Source organism: Streptococcus sp. oral taxon 056 str. F0418 (assembly GCF_000220065.1).
Classification (GTDB): Bacteria; Bacillota; Bacilli; order Lactobacillales; family Streptococcaceae; genus Streptococcus.
Window position 1 is genome coordinate 612,133 of the sequence record NZ_AFQU01000001.1, and the last position, 21,683, is coordinate 633,815.

Annotated in this window: 16 protein-coding genes and 3 pseudogenes; 4 read left to right on the top strand and 15 right to left on the bottom strand. The window is 40.0% G+C overall.

The features are described 5' to 3' along the window. The 7 genes from ftsZ to typA all read right to left on the bottom strand — a co-directional run bounded on the left by ftsZ (position 1) and on the right by typA (position 8,657). Positions 1-1,260 (bottom strand): cell division protein FtsZ, encoded by a 1,260-nt coding sequence (gene ftsZ, locus HMPREF9182_RS03085; RefSeq protein ID WP_009444029.1) that lies wholly within the window; start codon positions 1,258-1,260, stop codon positions 1-3. Between the two features lie 15 nt (positions 1,261-1,275). Continuing rightward, the gene (gene ftsA, locus HMPREF9182_RS03090) at positions 1,276-2,649 is read right to left on the bottom strand and encodes a cell division protein FtsA (RefSeq protein WP_009443159.1); all 1,374 of its coding nucleotides are present in this window, start codon (positions 2,647-2,649) and stop codon (positions 1,276-1,278) included. A 121-nt stretch (positions 2,650-2,770) separates the two neighbouring features. After that, complete coding sequence (locus HMPREF9182_RS03095; RefSeq protein ID WP_009754497.1) at positions 2,771-3,889, bottom strand: cell division protein FtsQ/DivIB; 1,119 nt, start codon at positions 3,887-3,889, stop codon at positions 2,771-2,773. Further along, a complete protein-coding gene (locus HMPREF9182_RS03100; RefSeq protein ID WP_009443225.1) occupies positions 3,886-4,956 on the bottom strand; it encodes a UDP-N-acetylglucosamine--N-acetylmuramyl-(pentapeptide) pyrophosphoryl-undecaprenol N-acetylglucosamine transferase in 1,071 nt (356 codons plus the stop codon). Before HMPREF9182_RS03100 ends, HMPREF9182_RS03095 begins: the two co-directional genes overlap by 4 nt. A gap of 1 nt (position 4,957) precedes the next feature. Then, positions 4,958-6,310 carry a UDP-N-acetylmuramoyl-L-alanine--D-glutamate ligase gene (gene murD / locus HMPREF9182_RS03105; protein ID WP_009754791.1) on the bottom strand — a complete coding sequence of 451 codons (1,353 nt, stop codon included), beginning with the start codon at positions 6,308-6,310 and terminating at the stop codon, positions 4,958-4,960. A gap of 211 nt (positions 6,311-6,521) precedes the next feature. Beyond that, positions 6,522-6,794: a DUF3165 family protein gene (locus HMPREF9182_RS03110; protein WP_009754814.1), complete on the bottom strand. Its 273-nt coding sequence runs from the start codon at positions 6,792-6,794 to the stop codon at positions 6,522-6,524. A gap of 21 nt (positions 6,795-6,815) precedes the next feature. Next, positions 6,816-8,657, bottom strand: coding sequence for a translational GTPase TypA (gene typA, locus HMPREF9182_RS03115; protein WP_009754959.1), 1,842 nt, complete (start codon positions 8,655-8,657; stop codon positions 6,816-6,818). A gap of 174 nt (positions 8,658-8,831) precedes the next feature. Between typA and HMPREF9182_RS03120 the strand changes: the two genes are divergently transcribed. Beyond that, entirely contained in the window at positions 8,832-9,557 is a 726-nt protein-coding gene (locus tag HMPREF9182_RS03120) for a pseudouridine synthase (protein ID WP_037602634.1), read from the top strand. Positions 9,558-9,760: 203 nt separating this feature from the next. Here HMPREF9182_RS03120 and HMPREF9182_RS03125 read toward each other — a convergent pair whose 3' ends face one another. The 3 genes from HMPREF9182_RS03125 to HMPREF9182_RS03135 form a co-directional block, all read right to left on the bottom strand. Next, entirely contained in the window at positions 9,761-10,147 is a 387-nt protein-coding gene (locus HMPREF9182_RS03125; protein WP_128080233.1) for a rhodanese-like domain-containing protein, read from the bottom strand. After that, positions 10,144-10,359 carry a YqgQ family protein gene (locus tag HMPREF9182_RS03130; protein WP_128080234.1) on the bottom strand — a complete coding sequence of 72 codons (216 nt, stop codon included), beginning with the start codon at positions 10,357-10,359 and terminating at the stop codon, positions 10,144-10,146. Before HMPREF9182_RS03130 ends, HMPREF9182_RS03125 begins: the two co-directional genes overlap by 4 nt. 94 nt (positions 10,360-10,453) lie before the next feature. Continuing rightward, entirely contained in the window at positions 10,454-10,969 is a 516-nt protein-coding gene (locus tag HMPREF9182_RS03135; protein ID WP_009754550.1) for a Dps family protein, read from the bottom strand. A 164-nt stretch (positions 10,970-11,133) separates the two neighbouring features. Between HMPREF9182_RS03135 and HMPREF9182_RS03140 the strand changes: the two genes are divergently transcribed. Continuing rightward, on the top strand, positions 11,134-11,796 hold the full coding sequence (locus HMPREF9182_RS03140; RefSeq protein ID WP_009443494.1) for a prepilin peptidase: 663 nt from the start codon (positions 11,134-11,136) through the stop codon (positions 11,794-11,796). Between the two features lie 393 nt (positions 11,797-12,189). After that, positions 12,190-12,852 (top strand): annotated as a pseudogene (locus HMPREF9182_RS10900) (transposase); the annotation flags it as partial. Positions 12,853-13,220: 368 nt separating this feature from the next. On the opposite strand, the gene HMPREF9182_RS03145 reads toward HMPREF9182_RS10900, so the two are convergent. From HMPREF9182_RS03145 to HMPREF9182_RS03155, 3 genes and pseudogenes are all read right to left on the bottom strand, one after another. Beyond that, entirely contained in the window at positions 13,221-16,700 is a 3,480-nt protein-coding gene (locus tag HMPREF9182_RS03145) for a MucBP domain-containing protein (RefSeq protein ID WP_037602637.1), read from the bottom strand. Continuing rightward, positions 16,700-17,530, bottom strand: a complete 831-nt coding sequence (locus HMPREF9182_RS03150; RefSeq protein WP_009754778.1) for a YSIRK signal domain/LPXTG anchor domain surface protein — start codon at positions 17,528-17,530, stop codon at positions 16,700-16,702. The genes HMPREF9182_RS03145 and HMPREF9182_RS03150 overlap by 1 nt, the downstream gene beginning before the upstream one ends. A gap of 155 nt (positions 17,531-17,685) precedes the next feature. Next, positions 17,686-18,370 (bottom strand): annotated as a pseudogene (locus tag HMPREF9182_RS03155) (IS30 family transposase); the annotation flags it as partial. A 4-nt stretch (positions 18,371-18,374) separates the two neighbouring features. Here HMPREF9182_RS03155 and HMPREF9182_RS09875 point away from each other — a divergent pair. Next, positions 18,375-19,480 (top strand): annotated as a pseudogene (locus tag HMPREF9182_RS09875) (ISL3 family transposase); the annotation flags it as partial. 45 nt (positions 19,481-19,525) lie between these two features. Here HMPREF9182_RS09875 and lepB read toward each other — a convergent pair. Together lepB and pyk are read right to left on the bottom strand one after the other, a co-directional pair. Continuing rightward, positions 19,526-20,083, bottom strand: a complete 558-nt coding sequence (gene lepB, locus HMPREF9182_RS03165; RefSeq protein ID WP_009443818.1) for a signal peptidase I — start codon at positions 20,081-20,083, stop codon at positions 19,526-19,528. A gap of 87 nt (positions 20,084-20,170) precedes the next feature. After that, a complete protein-coding gene (gene pyk, locus HMPREF9182_RS03170; protein WP_009754798.1) occupies positions 20,171-21,676 on the bottom strand; it encodes a pyruvate kinase in 1,506 nt (501 codons plus the stop codon). Between the last annotated feature and the right edge of the window lie 7 nt (positions 21,677-21,683).

Here is a 21,683-nt window from a genome sequence, read left to right on the forward strand (position 1 = left end):
TTAACGGTTTCTAAAGAATGGTGGTGTTTCTAACTCATCGTCTTCTGATGAATGATCTGCATAACGTTCAACTGCTGGACGTGACACAGTTTGATTCTCACGAACAATATTATCGCGACGCAAATCCCAGTCACCGAAAGCTGAAGCTTGTGGTTTTTCAGGTTGCGGACGACTTGTTCTTGGAATTTCAACTGTCTCAGTCAAATCAAAGCTACGATCATATGCATGATGCGGACGCCCTTCACGAATTGGTTCTCCTTGTGAACGACTAGCTGAACGAATTCCACTTACTTTTTCAACTCGATCTTGGCGAACTCCAGTAGCTACTACTGTCACACGAATTTCGTCTTTCATGCTTTCATCAATAGAAGTTCCTAACCAGATATTTACACCATGACCAGCCGCTTGATTGACAATTTCTGAAGCCTCTTCAGCCTCAATCAAAGTCAAGTCAAGACCACCTGTCACGTTGACAATAACATCTTCTGCACCATCGATCGTTGTTTCAAGAAGTGGAGAATAAATAGCTTTACGAGCTGCTTCAATAACACGCTCTTCACCACTACCGATACCGATACCCATGAGAGCATTTCCCTTATCTGCCATTACAGTCTTCACATCTGCGAAGTCTAAATTGATCAGGCCTGGGCTAGTGATCAAATCAGTGATACCTTGTACACCTTGACGAAGAACATTGTCAGCTTCACTTAAAGCCTCTAGAAGCGGAGTTTTCTTATCAACAATTTCAAGTAAATTATTGTTAGAAATAATCAGTAAAGTATCCACATGCTCACGAAGCTCATTAATTCCTTCTATTGCAAAATTTCCTCGTTTGCTTCCTTCAAAGCCAAATGGACGAGTTACTACTGCAACAGTCAGAGCACCAAGTCCTTTTGCAATACGTGCAATAACTGGAGCTGCTCCTGTACCAGAGCCACCTCCCATTCCTGCAGTGATAAAGACCATATCAGCTCCTGATAGAGCTTCTGACAATACTTCTTCACTTTCTTCTGCAGCCTTACGACCTACTTCAGGTTGACCTCCAGCACCAAGTCCACGTGTCAATTTTGGCCCAAGTTGAATAACAGTTTCCGCCTTCGTACTGCTTAATGCTTGCACATCTGTATTGGCAGCGATAAATTCAACACCTGCAACACCTTCTTCAACCATGCGGTTAATAGCGTTACCGCCACCGCCACCGACACCGATTACTTTAATGACTGCACCTTGTGCTGCAGCTGTGTCAAATGAAAATGTCATATTTTTACCCTCTCCTTAATCAAACAGATTGCCCAACCAATTACGAGCACGATCTGTTAATGTTTCTGTCTTTGTATCTTGTTCTTGAAGCGTTGGCACTTCAATTCGAGGTTCTACTCGTGGTTCAACTTCCGCCTGCGGTTGTTTTTCTTTCGGAACAGCGAAGCGAGGAGAAGCCATTGTTTGTAATGGACGAGCAAAATTACTTGGTTGCTGACGTAACAACTCATCACCTTGGACAGCTGCTTGTGCTAATGCATCTACATCTGTTAGGTTACCAGCGTATTCTGACAAGCTAATCACATGCGCAAAAGCTGGATTACGGATACCAATCTGATTTGGCACAAATAATTTAACTGGCACGCCAAGCACTTCTTGAGCCAACTCTACAACTCCTGGTAGAATTGCTCCACCACCAATAATGACAATCCCTCCTGGCAAATCCAAGAGATGTCTTCTTTCTAAATCTTGTTTAATTTGCTCAAAAACATGTTTAATGCGCGCTGAAATGATTTCAGCTAAATATTTTTCTGTTACTTCAACTGGCTCAACTTCACCAATTACTTCAACTTGAAAAGTTTCTTGGCTCGCAGCTGGTGGATAGGCTTCCCCGTAGTTAAATTTCAAACTTTCTGCCAATTTTTGTGAGGTTTTCAAAACTTTTGAAATATCTTTTGTGACATAATCGCCGCCTTCTTGATAAATATTTGTATATTGAAGTTCTTGATTTCTCACAGAGGCAACTGTTGTTTGCCCACCACCCATATCAATAACGGTTGCACCAAATTCGCGTTCACCTTCATTCAAAACTGACTTAGTCATTGCTAATGGTGAGATAATGATATTTTCTACTTGAACACCTGCACGCTCCACTGTTTTACGTAGATTGTGTAGAATCGTACGAGGTCCGGTATACAGCAAACCACGCATTTCTAAGCGAATCCCCATCATACCACGTGGGTCACGGATTCCTTGAAAACCATCAACGATGAATTCTTCAGGGATAAATGTGATCACTTCACGATCTGGCGTCATACTTTTTGTCAAGGCAGAGCGAACGACATTTTCAACATCAATATCTGTGATTTCCTTTGCATCGTTCGTTACCGGAATCATTCCCTGAGAAGGTTCAATTTGTAGTAAGTTTGCAGGCAAACCAACGTTAACTACCTTAATTGAAATTCCAGCTTTTTCTTCTGCTTGCGCAATAGCAGCTTTGATCGCTCCTGCCGCTGCTTCAATATCTACAATAATTCCGTCTTTTACACCAGCACTTTTAGCGTTACTTACGCCAATAACATTCATTTCATTGTTGACATGTTCTGCTACTAACACTTTAATGGAGCTAGTTCCTATATCTAATCCTGTAAAAAAGCCATCTCTAGCCATTCCATCATTCCTCTCTATCTTCCGAGTTTCAAACTTATCCGATAACTCTTTAAAAATACAGTTATCCATTGCCTATTATAACACAAAAAAAGCAAAAGTGGTGAGATTTTCTCTGTTTTCTTTAGTAATTTACTTCACTAGTTGTTTCTTCAGAAGTTTCTGCTGTTTCAGTTTGAGCATTTTCTTCAGAATTTTTCTCTTCTTCCGACTCTTTTTGAGCTAAGCTAGCTGGATAACTAAAGATTCCGGCCTCCATGTCCACAATACTCGGTTCAGTCAAAAGAGACTGTACTCGGCTATAGTGGGGAAGCTTCTTATGGATATCTGATAAAGGAACCAAAATCTTATGACCATCTCTCATTGTCAAAGTTAAGAGATCTTTGGTTGCTTTACTAGGCGTTAAATCAACAGTTTGAATGTTATTTATTATAGTTTCTGAAACACCTTCCAATTCTTGTACCAATTTTTTAACTTTTGCTTTATCTGACAAATTAAAACGGAGATAATTCTCAGGTAGATTCTCTTTTTTCACAGGTTTATTAATCAGACTACCATTGCTAATTACTGGATAAATATTCCCACTAGAAGCCTCATAAGCAATCACCTTATATTCTTTGATTTTGATAGTGAATGTGGCAGGAAATTGATATAAAATCTCCGCTTTTTCTATCCAAGGATTTGCTTGTGTGAGTTTTTTAGCATGTTTAGAACGATTCAAAAACGTTGTCAATGTATAATCTCGATTGTCGATCTGAGTATTTTTGATGACTTCTTCCTGACTCACACGTTCATTTCCAGAAACGACTATATTTTTTATCGTACTTAAGGGAGTGATGAAGTATAGAGAGCTCAATGCAAGTAATGAACTAACAATAAGAATAGGTAACGCCCGGTAGAGGTGAATCTTCTCAATTTGCTTTTTTTCTGGTTTAGAAACTTCTTCCTGTTCTAAAGTTGATTCATCACCTTCTTCAGCAACTTCTGATTTTTCTGCTTGGTCTGTATCCAATTCTTCCAACTCGTCTAACTCTTCATTTTTAGTTTTAGACTCATCCTCATCATCATTTTTGACTGTTACATCTGAAGACATTGGTTCCTGTTGATTTTCTTTATCATGAATCCCTTCTTCTTGTTCAGAAGTTTCTTGTGATTTTTTTTCTAGATATTCTTCATGTCGTTTTTGCCATTCAGACAAATAAGTTTGAAGTTCTTTCTGTTCGTCTTTATCTTTTGTCGTCATTTTTTTCCTTTGCTTATATCATTTTTCAAGACAGCATAAAAATCCTCCACTGACTTGATTTCATTGGAATTTTGCATAGCTTGATAATAAGAAGTCTGATTCGCCAAAAGGTCATCAAGTGCTGCCTGTAGATTACTCATATCCAGCTGTTCCTCAGGCAACTGTTTGGCGTATCCCTTTTTCACAAAATAATCTGCATTTTCGATTTGGTCACCACGACTCGCTTCTCGACCCAAAGGAACGATAATATGCAACTTAGCCATAGCCAAGAGTTCAAAAATTGTATTGGAACCACCACGGGTCACCACCACATCTGCCAAGTCCATCAAAGGCTGGTAGAGGTCCGTCACATAGGCTCTGCGAAAGAGACGATCAGACAAAACATCCAAACTCTCATCGCCTGTCAGATTGATAACGTTATAACGCTCGGTCAGCGTAGCTTGATTCTGGCTGACAAAGTCATTAAAGACCTTGGCACCAGCAGAACCACCGACAAAAAGCAGGGTTGGCAGTTCTTTATCAAAATACTGACGGATTTCTTCTAGTTCCCGCGGTAGGACTGACTTTTGGCCACCGACCTTGGTCACAGCTCCTATATGCTCAATCTTGGTCAGACTGGAAGGTTGCTCAAAGGTTGCATACATCTTGGTCGCACACTTATAGGCGATTTTATTGGCCAAGCCAATGGATAGATCCGACTCATGAACATAGACAGGCACTCCGGACAGCCGAGCTGCAATCACGGGCGGAACGGATACAAAGCCTCCCTTCGAAAAGAGGGCCTGCGGCCGTACCTTGAGCATAATACCAAGCGACTGGAAAATTCCCCAGACGACCTTAAAGCCATCTAAGAGATTCTGCCATGAAAAATAGCGACGAAGCTTGCCCGTAGCTATAGAATGGAAGGTCACATCCAGTCCTGACTTTTGGATTTCCTGATACTCAATACCATGCTTATCACCAATATAGTGGACCTGCCAGCCTTCTTTGATAAATTTCGGAATCAGGAGAAGGTTGAGGGTTACATGCCCAACCGTTCCTCCACCTGTAAATACAATCTTTTTCATTTTAACCTTTTAATTCTTCAAATGCAGCGAGAAATTCATCGCCACGGACTTCAAAATTACTATACATATCCCAGCTGGCATTGGCAGGACTGAGCAAGACAATATCTCCCGGTTCTGCTTGAGCAAAGGCCTTCCGAGCTGCATCTCGGACATCAGTCGCATCCAGATAAGAAACACCAGCCTGATCAGCAGCTCTCTTTACACGCGGAGCTGATTGTCCTAAGATGACCATCTTCTTGAGCCCTTTGAGGTCAGGCACCAATTCGTCAAATTCATTGCCTCGGTCCAAGCCGCCTGCAATCAGAATCACCTTGCTATTGTCAAAGCCAGACAAGGCTTTCTGGGTTGCCAAGATATTGGTAGACTTACTGTCGTTGTAAAAGGCAACCTCATTTACCTGCCCTACATACTGGAGGCGGTGCTTAACACCCCCAAAAGCTGACAAGACTTCTTTGATCGTCTGATTGTCAATGCCACGCAGTTTGGCCACAGCAATCGTAGCCAGAGCATTTTCGACATTGTGGCTGCCAGGAACGCCGATCTCAGCCGCCTGCATAATCGATTCACCACGGAAGGTCAAGACATCACCTTCTAGATAGGCACCATCCACCTTTTCAGTCGTTGAAAAAGGCACAACAGTAGCCTGAGTCTGACTAGCCATTTCCTTGGCCCAATCTTGATTGAAATTCAAAACCAGATAATCATCAGCTGTCATATTTTTCTGGATATTCCACTTGGCAGCTGCATAGTCCTCAACAGAACCGTGATAATCTAAATGAGTCGGCATGAGGTTGGTGATCACAGCGATTTGCGGATGAAAAGCTTCAATTCCCATTAACTGGAAGGAAGACAGTTCCATGACCAGCGTATCTTTGCTGCTGGCTGTTTGGGCTACCTGACTGGCAGGAAAGCCGATATTACCTGACAAGAGGCCATTTTGACCACCAGCTGTCAAGACTTGCGCAATCATGGTTGTAGTCGTTGTTTTGCCGTTTGAACCCGTAATACCAATAATCGGCGCTTCAGAAATCAGATAAGCCAGCTCGACTTCAGTGATAACAGGAATCTTCTTCTCCAGAGCTCGAACGACCATGGCATTGTCATAGAGAATACCTGGATTTTTCACCATTAGTTCAAAGTCTTCATCCAGCAATTCCAAGGGATGACCTCCTGTCACCACTTTAATGCCTTCTTCTAGCAAAGATTGGGCAGCAGGATTTTCCTCGAAAGGTTTACCGTCGTTAACTGTCACGATGGCTCCTAATTTATCTAAAAGGCGAGCTGCTGACTCACCCGACTTGGCCAATCCCAGGACCAAGACCTTCTTATTGGCAAAATTTGTAATACGTTTCATACCAAACCTTCTTTGTTCATTCTATACTCTATATTTTACCTTTTTTGTAGAAATAAAAAAGCCATAGGCGACTTTTATTTACTTCTGTTATCAACTTGTGAAAAAATTGTGATTTTCTCTCAAATTTGCAAAAATTTGTAACAAAAAGCAAAATTGTTATAAAAAAACAGTTTGATACCAAGTTTTACCTTGACTATCAAACTGATACTTCTTATTTTTGATCATTTGAAAAGTCAAACAATCCCGTTTTTTTCTCCATTCGAGAGATGTCTCGTAAAGCAAAGTAACCCACAACTAGCATTGCTACTACAACAAATAATTCTCCCGGCATCTGAAAAATTCTAAAAATAGCTAGAACCAAGAGGATAATCAAAAGAACCAAAGACAACACAGCTGACAGAACATTAAAAGTCCCTTTAATACTTTGAGGAGCAGCAAAAATGTAATATAAGAGAATGAGAATCCCTATAATTAAATAAACCATTTTTGCTTTTCCTTTCTAGCATTATTCAGCCGATTTTTTCTTTTTATTAGCTTTTTCGCGTTCTTGTTTGTTCAAAATTTGTTTACGTAAACGGATAGATTCCGGTGTTACTTCCATGTACTCATCATCGTTCAAGAACTCAAGAGACTCTTCAAGTGTCAAGATACGAGGTGTCTTGATAACAGCTGTTTGGTCCTTGGTAGCTGAACGAACGTTTGTCATTTGTTTAGCCTTAGTGATGTTAACAGTCAAGTCGTTTTCACGAGAGTTTTCACCGATGATCATTCCTTCGTAAACCTCAGTACCTGGGTTGACAAAGATAGTACCACGCTCTTCGATAGACATGATAGAGTAAGTCGTTGCCTTACCAGCGTCAATGGAAACAAGGGCACCACGGTGACGACCACCGATTTCACCTGGGATCAATGGCAAGTATTGGTCAAAGGTATGGTTCATAATACCGTAACCACGAGTCATAGATAAGAACTCTGTTGAGTATCCAATCAAACCACGCGCAGGAACGAGGAAGACCAGACGAGTTTGACCATTACCAGTTGAGATCATATCCAACATTTCACCCTTACGTTCAGAAAGACTTTGGATAACAGATCCTTGGTATTCTTCTGGTGTGTCGATTTGTACACGCTCAAATGGTTCACATTTAATACCATCGATTTCTTTCACGATAACTTCTGGACGAGATACTTGTAACTCATACCCTTCACGACGCATGGTTTCGATCAGGATTGACAAGTGCAATTCTCCACGACCTGAAACAGTCCACTTATCTGGTGAGTCCGTTGGGTCAACACGAAGGGATACGTCTGTTTGCAATTCTGCTTGCAAGCGTTCTTCAACTTTACGAGAAGTGACCCATTTTCCTTCACGACCTGCAAATGGAGAATTGTTGACTAAGAAAGTCATTTGAAGAGTTGGTTCATCAATATGGAGAATAGGCAACGCTTCTACCGCATCTGTCGGTGTGATAGTTTCTCCAACAAAGATATCTTCCATACCAGATACGGCAATCAAGTCACCGGCTTTTGCTTCTTGGATTTCACGACGCTCCAAACCAAAGAAACCAAAGAGTTTTGTGACACGGAAGTTTTTCGTTGTACCGTCTAGTTTAGAAAGGGTAACTTGGTCCCCAACTTTCACACTACCACGGAAAATACGTCCGATACCGATACGACCTACGAAGTCATTGTAGTCCAAAAGAGAGACTTGGAACTGCAAAGGCTCATCTGAGTTGTCTACTGGAGCAGGGATATGGTCGATAATCGTATCAAAGATTGGTGCCATTGTTTTTTCTTGATCAGCAGGATCGTCAGAAAGTGAAGATGTTCCGTTAATTGCTGAAGCATAAACAACTGGGAAGTCAAGCTGGTCATCATCCGCACCAAGCTCGATGAAAAGTTCCAAAACTTCGTCCACTACTTCTGCTGGGCGAGCTGAGGGTTTGTCGATCTTGTTGACAACAACGATTGGGACAAGATCTTGTTCTAAGGCTTTTTTCAATACGAAACGAGTCTGTGGCATGGTTCCTTCGTAGGCATCTACAACCAAAACAACACCGTCAACCATTTTCATGATACGCTCAACTTCTCCACCGAAGTCCGCGTGTCCAGGTGTGTCCATGATATTGATACGAGTTCCATTGTAAGCAACGGCTGTGTTTTTAGCAAGGATGGTAATTCCACGCTCTTTCTCGATATCGTTTGAGTCCATAGCGCGCTCTGCCAATTCAGTACGGGCATCGAGAGTTTCAGATTGTTTCAATAATTCGTCAACGAGGGTTGTTTTCCCGTGGTCAACGTGAGCAATAATGGCGATATTTCGAATATCTTCTCTTAATTTTGTCATGATTTCCTCTAATAATATTTATTTCTAACTGAACAATTATACCATAGTCTAAAGCAAAAAACACAGTTTATCTAAGTGTAAATGTTTTCATTGAAAAACCATTTTCTCTATCATTTGTTTGCATTTCAAGTCAGTAGACCTTATAATAAGAATAAACTCAACGAAAGGATACAAATGAGACTCGATACTTTGCTTGCCCAGTCATCTATCAGCCGAAAAGATATGAAACAAGCCTTGCAAAGAAAAGCAATCCTTGTAGACAATATTCCTGCACAGAGACTCAGCCAAAATGTAGATACTGGATTACAACAAATTAGACTGGATAATCAAATCATAGTCGCTCCAGCCCACAAGTACTTCATGCTCAACAAACCACGTGGTTGGGTCAGTGCTAATTCTGATACGAATAAAAAAACAGTACTGGAGCTCATTTCTCCTAAAGACTTCAATGAAAAACTATATTGTATAGGACGCCTAGATCGAGATACTGCGGGATTACTACTAATCACAGATAATGGACCTTTAGGGTTTCAATTACTCCACCCTCAATACCATGTTAACAAAACTTATTATGTTGAAGTAAATGGCTTTCTTGATGAGCAAGCAATTTTTGAGTTTCAAAAAGGTGTCCGTTTCTTAGACGGTACACTGTGCAAACCCGCTCAGCTCAGAATTCATTCTGCTACCTTTGACTTCAGCAGTGCTTCTGTAACAATCTCTGAAGGAAAATTTCATCAAGTCAAAAAGATGTTTCTGTCTGTAGGCGTTAAGGTGACTTATCTCAAGCGCACACAATTCGGAGAATTTCACCTAGATAATTCTTTGCAAGAAGGACAATATCGACCATTGAATCCAGAAGAATTAAAGAAAATCAAAAATTATCTAGAGAAAAATAGATAAAGCCTCTTAAATGTTTATTCAACGTGATAACTGAAGAAAATTCCTTACATATCTTCATCCACTTCACCATACTTTCTCATTTGTATGAACATCTATTCATCCATAACAAAAAGCGCAAATGGTTACTGACCTCCAAAAGATAGACAGAAAAAATCTAACTTTTGGAGTGCCGTTCACATTTACGCTTTCTTTTTTATCAAGTTTTAACTCGTCTTCACTTTCCCTTTCCAACTATCTAGTCCATAAGATAAAATGTAAATGTCAGAAAAACCATTTTTCTTTAAGAGAAGCGCTGCATTCATAACTCGCTGACCACGAGCATTTTCATAGAGTAAGACTGGTTTGTCTTTACGAAGTGCTCCCAAATTACCTTTTAATTGTGTTGATGGAATATTTCGAGCTCCCAGGATATGCTTGCGATGAAAATCAACAGGCTCCCGCAAATCCACTAATTGACCTTGACGAATTAAAGATTCAAACTCAGAATTTTCAACAACTTTTGCTGCACGTCGCAACCTAAAATAGTTAAAGGTCATCCAAGCCACTATACCTACCAAAATCCCCATCAAAATCCATGTCATCTTTTTCATTCTCCATTCTTTTCAATATAAGCCAATTCTGATTGATGTTCTCGGCGCAATACTGCCTCGGCTTCTAAATATTCTATTTTATCCATCAAGCCCGCATCATAAATCCGTTTCAATTCAATCTTCATCAATTCAATATCATACAGACGTTTTCCCATATAAATAATAATGCCGAAGTTTTTAAGAAACTGCTGAACATCATAAAGTGTCTTCATGAGCACTATTTTATCAGATTTTCTAGCACTTTTCAAGATGAAAAAAGCAGAAAGGAAAGCTTGTCTCCTTTTCTGCTTTGTAGGAATCATTCTTTTATAAGCCTGGTGCTTGGCCAATTTCAGCTGTCAGCATCCAGATTGTCTTTTCAAGGTCTGCCTTAGCACCGACAAATATATCATTTGTGACATCATCTCCTTCTTCATCAGTCACTTCCAAAGCTTCTTGGTAAAGACCTGTCAGATAGCGGAAAATTTCAATCACACGCGCCAGACTTTCTTCTACATCCTTGCTAAATTCACCAGCTTTTTCTTCAATATTACTGTGTTGGATAAACTCGGTCAACGTAGAATAAGGCTTGCCTCCCAGTGTAATCAAGCGCTCGCTGACTTCGTCCAAGGTTGTATCCAAAGTTTCCATGTATTCATCCATTTTTGGATGCCAAACCATGAAGCCTGCACCACGCATATACCAGTGAACTTGGTGAAGAGCGATATGAGCTGTATAAAGGTCTGCCACTACTTGATTAAGAATTGCCTTAGTCTTTGGCAAAGCCTTTTGATTGCTGAAAGTTGCTACGTCAGTTGCTGCACCATTTTTTATTTGTGTCATTGTATCTACCTCTTTTATTTATAATAATTCTAATCTTTTTAGATTATAGTTTAATTATAATGCTTCTAAATAACGAAGTCAAGATAAAAGATTCAAAAAAGGACTTTATTAGAAAAGTTGCAAAATTTCAGAATTTTTCTATTCAACATTACGAATAAATAGGTATGATTCATCTATACATTTTTCTAATTGGTAGCGTTATTGCTTCTTTTCTGGGACTAGTGATTGATCGCTTCCCAGATCATTCTATCATTAGTCCAGCAAGCCATTGCAATATCTGCAATCAAAGACTAGCTCCGCGTGATTTAATTCCCATTTTTTCTCAAATCGTGAATCGATTTCGTTGCCGCTTCTGTGGAATCAAGCTTCCCTTACGCTACTTATTTTTTGAATGTACCTTGGGTAGTCTTTTTCTGGCCACTTCACTTGGTACAATTTCTATCAGTCAACTCCTACTACTCACCATGGGCTTGACTCTAGCCATCTACGATCAAAGAGAGTTGCAATACCCCTTAATGATTTGGTTAGTTATTCAGCTTCTACTAACGATGATTACCGGCATCAATCCACTCATGCTCTTCTTTTTAGCCTTAGGACTTCTAGCCTTCTTTTATAATCTCCATATCGGAGCTGGCGACTTTCTCTTTCTTGCTTCCTGTTCAGCTATTTTTAGTCTAACAGAGATTCTCATTCTTATCCAAATCGCTAGTCTCTCCGGCCTTGCCTGTTTTTGCTTTAAAAAGAAAAAAGACAGGATGGCTTTCATCCCCTGTCTTTTACTAGGCGTAGCAGTCATTATTTTTTATCAAATTTTACTCTTTTACTGAAGCGGAATCCAAAGCTCAACTTCAGCATCCATAGGATTACTATTAAATAGGATTTCTATAACAATGCTATCTTGATAAAGAGAACTATTTTCTTAATTAAATAAGAACTTAACCAATCTTTCTTATATTCTTTTTGCGAGTTGAAAGCTTTTGTTGATAGTATTGGATACTTTCAGATTAATTCGAAAACACGACTCTATAATTTCTGTAGTGGTTCAAACTAATGTGAAATTATGGAGCCTATTTTGTTGTAGAAAAAAGTTCCATAAGAACTATAATGAAAGCAACTAAACTACCATTGAAAAAGATATTGCTGGAACACACAAAGAAATTATCACTAAGCTTGAATTATCCTGCGCCTAAATACCCTTACTATACGGGAAAATGACTTAATATGACTTCCAGAAAGACCCAAAAATAACTTACCCATAATACGAGAGATATAAAACTCTCATTCACTTAAAAACAACGTTTTCTCTGTAAAGGCTGCGGAAAAATTGCTTTTTCAGAGATTTCCTTAGTCAAGAAGAAACGCCAAATTACATCTATCGCTAAAAAACTAATCGATAAGGCCCCCATGACTACCATCACTGAAACCTTAGCCGTTTCAACTTTAACTGTCATCCGAAAACTGAAGAAGTTTGACTTCAAGACGGACCTAAACTGTCTTCCAGTACACATGGCTTAGTATGAATACTACTTCATGCAAAGGTAAATGAGCTTTATTGTACAAGATTTCGATTCAAGAAAGATCATCACTATCTTAAGATGGACGAACTCAAGTGACTACTCTCAATCACTTCCTAAGAGTATTCTAGATAAGTCAGAAATCAAGTAAAAACCATTACCATGGATATATTTACTCCTTACTACGACATTGCTAGAAAACTATTTCTAAACACTAAAATCGTTCGCAATCAATTCCATATTATACAATATATCAGTCGAGCTATGAGTCGTCTTCGCATCCAAATCATGAACCAATTAGAGCGAAAATCTATTGAATTTAAGGCATTAAAACGTTACTGGAAACTCATCGCTTTGAACATCAAAAAGGAGAGAACCAATTTGGTCCTCACCAGGTTGTAACTTTTCATCAACCCACTACAAGTTGACAATGGACCCCAAAAAACTCAAAACATACGTTCTGGGCTCTCTATATCAGAGAACAGAAAGATTTGTTGCAGTCAAATCAAATAAAACGTTCGCATTCTCAATGCATAAGAATCGTCATTCTTACTACCAAGAACTTTCATTTTATTCATCATTTCTTTTCTTTTTAGAAGCAAATGCAACGATACCTGTTACTAGAACAGTCCAAGCAATAGCCGGAATGAATGGCTGGATTTCTTGCCTTCATTCAGAAATTTCTTTTGAAAATAGATTGAGACGTTCATTCATTAAAGAATAAGCGTCTCAAATCTCTATCCCCAACCTCCTTTTCCGCGAGAATAAGTTAAAATTTGATACAAATTGACAGTGGTATTACCAGTGTAAATTTGCTTAGGAGTATAGTTAGCGATATTATCCATCGGCGCTGCTCCCTCTACAAAGTCACTCATGAATTCTCTAAACTCTTCAAAACCATGTAAGACGATGCCATCTATCTCAAAGGTTAGATTGGTCAGGATTTCTTCTTTAGTCGGAGCTTGTGTAGCTGAACCAACCGCTCCCTCACCATAGAAGAGTTTGCCAGAAGCGACGAAACTATGACTTTCTTCATCTCCGACATTCATAGTTGTTAATTCTTGGCCCTTGTAAAAGACTTTAAAAGTCGAATAGTAAAAACCAGTAGTATTGAGGTTAAAGGTATAATTAATGGTATGCTTACCAGTCATCTCTGTCTCCGGAAAATCGTAGTCATAGTAGTAAGTGACCGTCATATCATTCGAATCCAACTGACCAATTTCAGGCTGGTCTACTGTCATCGTCTGATAGGCAGCCGGATTAGACAGGCCAGTTGAAAATTCACTCGGATCTTTTCTGTACTTGAGTGTATTATAGAGACCACCACTATATGGCAACGTTACTGACGGCGCTAATTCTTGCCCCGTCTTTCTAGAAATATAACGAACTTTAAGGTTTCCATACATTGACTCATAGATGTAACGAAGAACTTGGCGTCCTTCCTGTAAGGTACCCTTCTCATCTCCAACGACTTCTACTAAGCGATAAGCTCTGTTCCCATCTTTATAATCGATCATAGTTTTGTAAACTAAGCGGTTCATGGTCACATCGTAGGTTCTGCCAGTATCCCCAAACGGAAGAATCTCAGCCTCACCTCTTAGTTTTTTACCTAAGCGCGTCTCAAAAACAGCCACTAAGTAGCCTTGGTTAGCTTTTTGATTAGCTCGATAAACAAGAGAGACTTCTTTTGTTCCTTCTTCAATCATACCATAAATCAGACTCATAATCTGTTCTTGTGTAGAAATAAGTTGATAATGGCGTCCTGTATTGTCCGTTATCGTATTTCTTGGATAATCACTAATATTATAATATCTACCTACAGGTTCATTATCAACAGCTGTCACTGATGGAATGATAGCATGTCCAGCTTCATCCACGTATTTGACGATGACAGAGCCTTTGGGCGATTCATAAACAAAAGCAATCGTTGTCGTACCCTCAACTACTTGACCAGTCTCACTGCCAATCACAGACTTATAGCGATACATCCGACCACTCGGTCCTGTGATGGTTATCATTGGCAATTTTTTATCCGACACATCATAATGAGTACCAGGTGGAACGTTAGTTAAAGCCGTTTCGCTCGGCCAGATCTCTTGACCAGTTTCATCAACATATTTGACAATGACAGTTCCCTTTCCCTCTGCCGAAGGTGTCTGTACCTTTTCCTTATAAACATAAGTAACGGTGGTTGTACCTTCACTTACTTGACCTTGCTCGTTACCGATCGTGGACTTGTAACGGTAGGTCTTGCCATCAGTACCAGTCAGCGTTTCATCGCGTAGACTGCGAGTATCATATGCTGTACCTAATGGAACGTCTGTTTCAACAGTCGCCTGTGCCTTAATTTCTTGGCCAGATTCATTGACGTACTTAACAAGGACAGATCCCTTAGTCTCTTTGTAGACGTAAGTAACGGTGGTTGTACCTTCACTTACTTGACCTTGCTCGTTACCGATCGTGGACTTGTAACGGTAGGTCTTGCCATCAGTACCAGTCAGCGTTTCATCGCGTAGACTGCGAGTATCATATGCTGTACCTAATGGAACGTCTGTTCCAACAGTCGCCTGTGCCTTAATTTCTTGGCCAGATTCATTGACGTACTTAACAAGGACAGAACCTTGTTTCACTACTGGCGGAATAACTGGTGGGGGGGTTGGATTTTCATCATAGATATAGGTAATCTCCGTCACACCCTCAGCTACAGTGCCTGTCTCCACACCTGAAGTGGAGGCATAATGATACGTCTTGCCATCTTTCTCAATAGTCGCATCACGCAGAGAACTGGTATCATAACCCGTACCGACATTAGCATTGGAAACAGCGATCACAGATGGTTTCAACTCTTCGCCTGCACTGTTTCTGTAGTGAACTTGGACAGATCCTTGTTTCACTACTGGCGGAATAACTGGTGGAGGGGTTGGATTTTCATCATAGATATAGGTAATCTCCGTCACACCCTCAGCTACAGTGCCTGTCTCCACACCTGAAGTGGAGGCATAATGATACGTCTTGCCATCTTTCTCAATAGTCGCATCACGCAGAGAACTGGTATCATAACCCGTACCGACATTAGCATTGGAAACAGCGATCACAGATGGTTTCAACTCTTCGCCTGCACTGTTTCTGTAGTGAACTTGGACAGATCCTTGTTTCACTACTGGCGGAATAACTGGTGGAGGGGTTGGATTTTCATCATAGATATAGGTAATCTCCGTCACACCCTCAGCTACAGTGCCTGTCTCCACACCTGAAGTGGAGGCATAATGATACGTCTTGCCATCTTTCTCAATAGTCGCATCACGCAGAGAACTGGTATCATAACCCGTACCGACATTAGCATTGGAAACAGCGATCACAGATGGTTTCAACTCTTCGCCTGCACTGTTTCTGTAGTGAACTTGGACAGATCCTTGTTTCACTACTGGCGGAATAACTGGTGGAGGGGTTGGATTTTCATCATAGATATAGGTAATCTCCGTCACACCCTCAGCTACAGTGCCTGTCTCCACACTGAAGTGGACGACGATAATGAGGTACGTCGTTGCCATCTTCTCAATAGTCGCATCACGCAGAGAACTGGTATCATAACCCGTACCGACATTAGCATTGGAAACAGCGATCACAGATGGTTTCAACTCTTCGCCTGCACTGTTTCTGTAGTGAACTTGGACAGATCCTTGTCTCACTACTGGCGGAATAACTGGTGGAGGGGTTGGATTTTCATCATAGATATAGGTAATCTCCGTCACACCCTCAGCTACAGTGCCTGTCTCCACACCTGAAGTGGAGGCATAATGATACGTCTTGCCATCTTTCTCAATAGTCGCATCACGCAGAGAACTGGTATCATAACCCGTACCGACATTAGCATTGGAAACAGCGATCACAGATGGTTTCAACTCTTCGCCTGCACTGTTTCTGTAGTGAACTTGGACAGATCCTTGTTTCACTACTGGCGGAATAACTGGTGGAGGGGTTGGATTTTCATCATAGATATAGGTAATCTCCGTCACACCCTCAGCTACAGTGCCTGTCTCCACACCTGAAGTGGAGGCATAATGATACGTCTTGTCATCTTTCTCAATAGTCGCATCACGCAGAGAACTGGTATCATAACCCGTACCGACATTAGCATTGGAAACAGCGATCACAGATGGTTTCAACTCTTCGCCTGCACTGTTTCTGTAGTGAACTTGGACAGATCCTTGTTTCACTACTGGCGGAATAACCGGTGGGGGGTGCCCACTTCTTCATAGACATAGATGACATTTGCTACGCCTTCTGACAGCGTACCTTTTTCCTCCCCTTGCGTTTCTACCCAATTATAGGTCCTCCCATCCTTTTCAATACTTTGTCTAAAGAGGGACTTAGTGCTATACGGCTGACCAACCGCGCCATCTTGCGCTGCTGTTTCCATCGGTGCTAGAGAATTTCCCGCCCTGTCACGATAATAGACATTAACCGTTCCCTTTTGAATAGCAGGCAGTTTACGGCGAATATAACCAATATATTGATAATTTGATATCTCAGAAGGAGTCAGCACCTGGCTAAGTTCCGCATCTGTTTTGACAATCTTTGTGACTTGTTCAAGAAGTGATTGGTAGTCATCTGCAACTATGACATGACTGCCTAGAACCATTGTTCCTAAGATGGTCATAACGAAGAAAGTATGACGTCCTTTTTTAGATTTGCGCAAATAAACAGCTGCGCCTAAAGTCGCACCTGCCAAGCCTACTTCTACTAAAAGGTTAGTTCTGGAACCCGTTTTTGGAAAAACTCTCTTCCCATTTACTCGCTTATATACCAAGATGATTTCTTCATCAGACGAAACTTTCCCACTTGGAACCCCTTCAATAATCAAAGAACGCTCTGTTGCTGACAAATTATTAATGTCAATAAAGTTGTAATTCACTTTATGATCTGCTAGTGTCTCCGTTGCTGTTCCAAACACTAAAAGAGTAGTCCCGATTAAAGCCGGAAGCACTCCTATTTTATATTTTCTTAATGAGAAACGTTGACGTATTTCTCTTTCCTGTCGTTTCATAAAAAACTCCTTAGATCAATATAAATTAGCAATTCAATTATACTACAAAATTTTTGAAGAATCAAAAAAATTGGCTATCAAAAAACATAAGTTATCCAATCCCCACTTGTCAAGTTGGGTGCAACAAAGTATCCATCTAAGTAAGTCAGTAGTTCTTATGCTGTTTGAACTAGCTCAAACAGTTTTTTATCAGATTGATAGTTGTGCATTCTTCTTAGTCTGTTATTTATGGCTTGAGTATTCTTCTTGAGTTAGTTCATATAGTGATATACCTTTAGGCACAAACTCTCTGAGCAAGCCGTTAAAGTTCTCATTGGTTCCACTCTCGTGGGATGAGCAAGCATGTGCGGAATAGATATCTATACCCTCTAGTTCACTTAATAAAGCGAACTCACTCCCATTATCAGCTGTTATAGATTTGATTGAATAGCTTTCTACATAGTTTAAACCAGCCTGATTAACGTATTCAGCTTTCTTTTCGGGAAGTTTGATAGTAAAGGTATAACTGGCTTGTCTTTCAATCCAAATTATAATAGAAGATTCACCAGCAGGCTTCAAACCAAGAACGGAGTCAATTACCCAGTATTCAAAGGTTGAACGGTCGTTGATGGTGTCAAATCGCTGTTCAACGGAAGTTTCGAGACGCTTCTTAGTCCTTTTGCGAATACAAACGAGTTTTGGCAGATCAATAGGTTTGATGTTCGATAAGCCTTGATGAATATAGTTATAAAGAATTTTGGTACATGGAATGATTTCTTCGGGGTGCCCAAGTTTGTATAATACATGAATAAAAGTATCTACACTATGGATTCTAGGCTTAGCATTCATCAATTTAGTAAATGGCAAAATGACTAAACACAACTTCCAGAAAGAACCAAAAATAACTTACACAGAGTGCTCGTAATATAGAACTCTCATTCACTTAAAGAAACAGCATTTTCGCTGTAAAGTCTGCGGAAAAATAGCTATTTTAGATACTTCCTTAGTCAAGAAGAGTCACCAAATCACATCTATCATCAACCAAAAATCGCACATAAATTAATCGAGAAAGTCACTATGACTACTATCGTTGAAAAAAGCCTAGCTGTCTCCACTTCAACAGTCATTCGTAAATTGAAAGAATTCGAGTTCAAGACGGACCTCAATTACCATCCAGAACACACGAGCTGGGCTGTGGAAACAGTCCGGGGGATGACTGTTTCAATAGGCAGATAGAGACGAGCTTCATTGCTCAAGATTTCGATTCAAGAAAGATCATAACTATCTTGGATGGGCGAACCCAGGCAACGATTCGCAATCACTTCATAAGGTATTCCAGACAGGCCCTAAACGGGGTTAAGGTTATCACTATGAACATGTTTATCCCCCACTACACATCGCTTTAAAGCTCTTTCCTTCTACGAAAATCATCCTCGTTCGCTTTCACATTGTACAACATCTCAGTCGAGCTATGAACTTGCTTCGTATCCAAATCATGAATCAGTTGGATAGAAAATCGCACGAATATAAAGCATTCAAACGTTGCTGGAAACTCATTCAACAGGAGAGTCGTAAACTCAGCCATAAATGATTTTATCGCCCGACTTTTCGCATGCACTTAACCAACTGAAAAAATTCTCTCTTATTCGCAAGAACTCCGATAACACTATGAACTTTACCAACTTTTGCTTTTTCAAGAGAAATAGGCTGAGCAGGTCTTTAGCCTCATTGAAGATACAATTTCTTGTGTAAATCTTATCTCTCCCACTGTTTTTAAGAACTTTTTGAAAGATAAGGACAAGATTACAAACACACTATTCAAACGCAAAAATAGAAGCTATTAACAACCTCATCAAGGTCATTAGGCGCAATGCTTTTGGCTTTCGGAACTTTGAAAACTTTAAAACTAGAATACTCATCGCTTTGAAGATCAAAAAAGGGAGAACTAAGTTAGTCCTCTCCAGATTGTAGCGTTTCATCAGCCTATTACAGTTGATAATAGGCCTTTTTTAGTTACTATTTTGTTTCAATAAAACCAAACTTTTTAAGTGGCGCTAGACGAAATGAAATGACACCCTTTATCTGGTTAGAAGAAATAAGCCCAAATTCTCGACTATCTTTTGTATCTTGACGATTATCATTCAAGATTAAATAGGAATCTTTCGAAATCTTTTTCGTATCTGACCCGGTCAACATAGATAGGGTAAAGTCATGAGTGAAATAACCTGTACTTCCTGGTGTTGCTAGGTACTTCTCCTTCAGTGGGGCTAAGTAATTTTCTGTCTGAATCTTGTTATTCAAGTAAAGGACATTGTCCATGTAAATGACTGAATCATTTTCTTTTGCGATAACTCTTCCAACGTACTCCTTTCCTTTTACCTCATAGAGCACAAAGTCTTCACGTTGGATTTTATCTTGTTTTGTAGCTAAGACCAAATCCCCCTTAGCAAGATAATGATTAGCATCCTCTGTTTTAATCGTATAAGGAGTGAAAACAAACAAGCGCAAGAGCACTAGGATAAAAATAACTCCCATTAAGATAAGTATATTACGAATTAAATCTCTCTTTACCATTCTCTCTCCTTCACCACCCTATTATATCATTTTTTGCAAAATAAAAAAGCCAATGACTTTTGGAAAGTCATTGCTTTCTTTTTAAAATTAGCGAACTGTACGGATACGCATTGTGTTTGTACGAACAGCTTCACCAAGTGGCACACCTGCAACGATAACGATATCGTCGCCAGATTCAACCAATCCTTGCTCAACCGCAATCTTTTCAGCGATTTCAAACATATCATCTGTGTTAGATGGAGTTTCAGTAGTCACTGGAATGACACCCCAGTTCAGCATAAGACCACGTTGAGTCAATTCGTCAAATGTGATAGCCAAGATATCAGCGTTTGGACGGTACTTAGAAATCAAGCGAGCTGTGTGACCTGTCTTAGTAAGGGTAACTACTAACTTGATATCCATTGAGTTTGTAGCATCTTTAACTGCTGAAGCCATAACTTCAGTCTTAGAGTTGCGCTCAAAGTTATCAGTTGTCAAACGGCCATATTCGTTAAGAAGTGTTTGAGCATTCTTATCGATAGTAGCCATTGTTGTTACTGACTCAAGTGGGTATTTACCATTTGCAGACTCACCTGAAAGCATAGTTGCGTCAGTTCCATCGATAACAGCGTTAAATACGTCTGATACTTCTGAACGAGTTGCACGTGGTTTTTCAGTCATTGTTTCAAGCATGTTAGTTGCTGTGATAACTACTTTACCAGCTGCATTGACTTTAGTGATGATCATCTTTTGGTAAACTGGAACCATTTCAAATGGTACTTCGATACCCATGTCACCACGAGCAATCATGATACCGTCAGCAGCTTCAATGATTTCATCCAAGTTATCGATACCTTGTTGGTTTTCGATTTTAGCAAAGAGTTGAACGTGACCATTACCAGTTTCTTCACAGATTGCACGAACTTCATTAACATCTTTTGCAGTACGTACAAATGAAATAGCGATGAAGTTGATTCCTTGCTCAAGACCAAAGCGAATATCAGCATTATCACGCTCAGCAAGTGCTGGGAAAGGAATTTTAGTGTTAGGAATATTTACACCTTTTTGTTTCGCAATAACACCGTCATTCTCAACTTCAACTTCAAATTCACGAGTAGCATCGTCTTTAGCGACAACACGAAGACCCAATTTACCATCGTCAACCAATACTTGACGACCTACTTCAACATCATCATAGATGTCCAAGCCACCGGCAACGTTCAATGCAATGACTTCACGAGTAGATTTGATACCTTGCTTAGTAGCAACACGGATTTTTTCACCAGTTTTGTATGAGTACTCTTTTGCATCGCCTTCAAATAATTCTGTACGAATTTCAGGTCCCTTTGTATCAAGAAGGAAACCAACTTTTTGGCCTGCAATTTCTTCTGCACGTTTTACAGTAGCCATACGATCACCCTGTTCTTGATGGTCACCGTGTGAGAAGTTGAAGCGGAAAGTATTTGCGCCAGCTTGAATCAGTTTCGCAATATTTTGTGCTGATGCTTCAACATCAAGTTTTTCTCCCCAGTATCCATCTTCACCGAATTTTTTACCGCCACGGATTTCAACCGCTGGACCTAATGTTGCAACAATTTTTACACGTTTTTTCATGATCTTA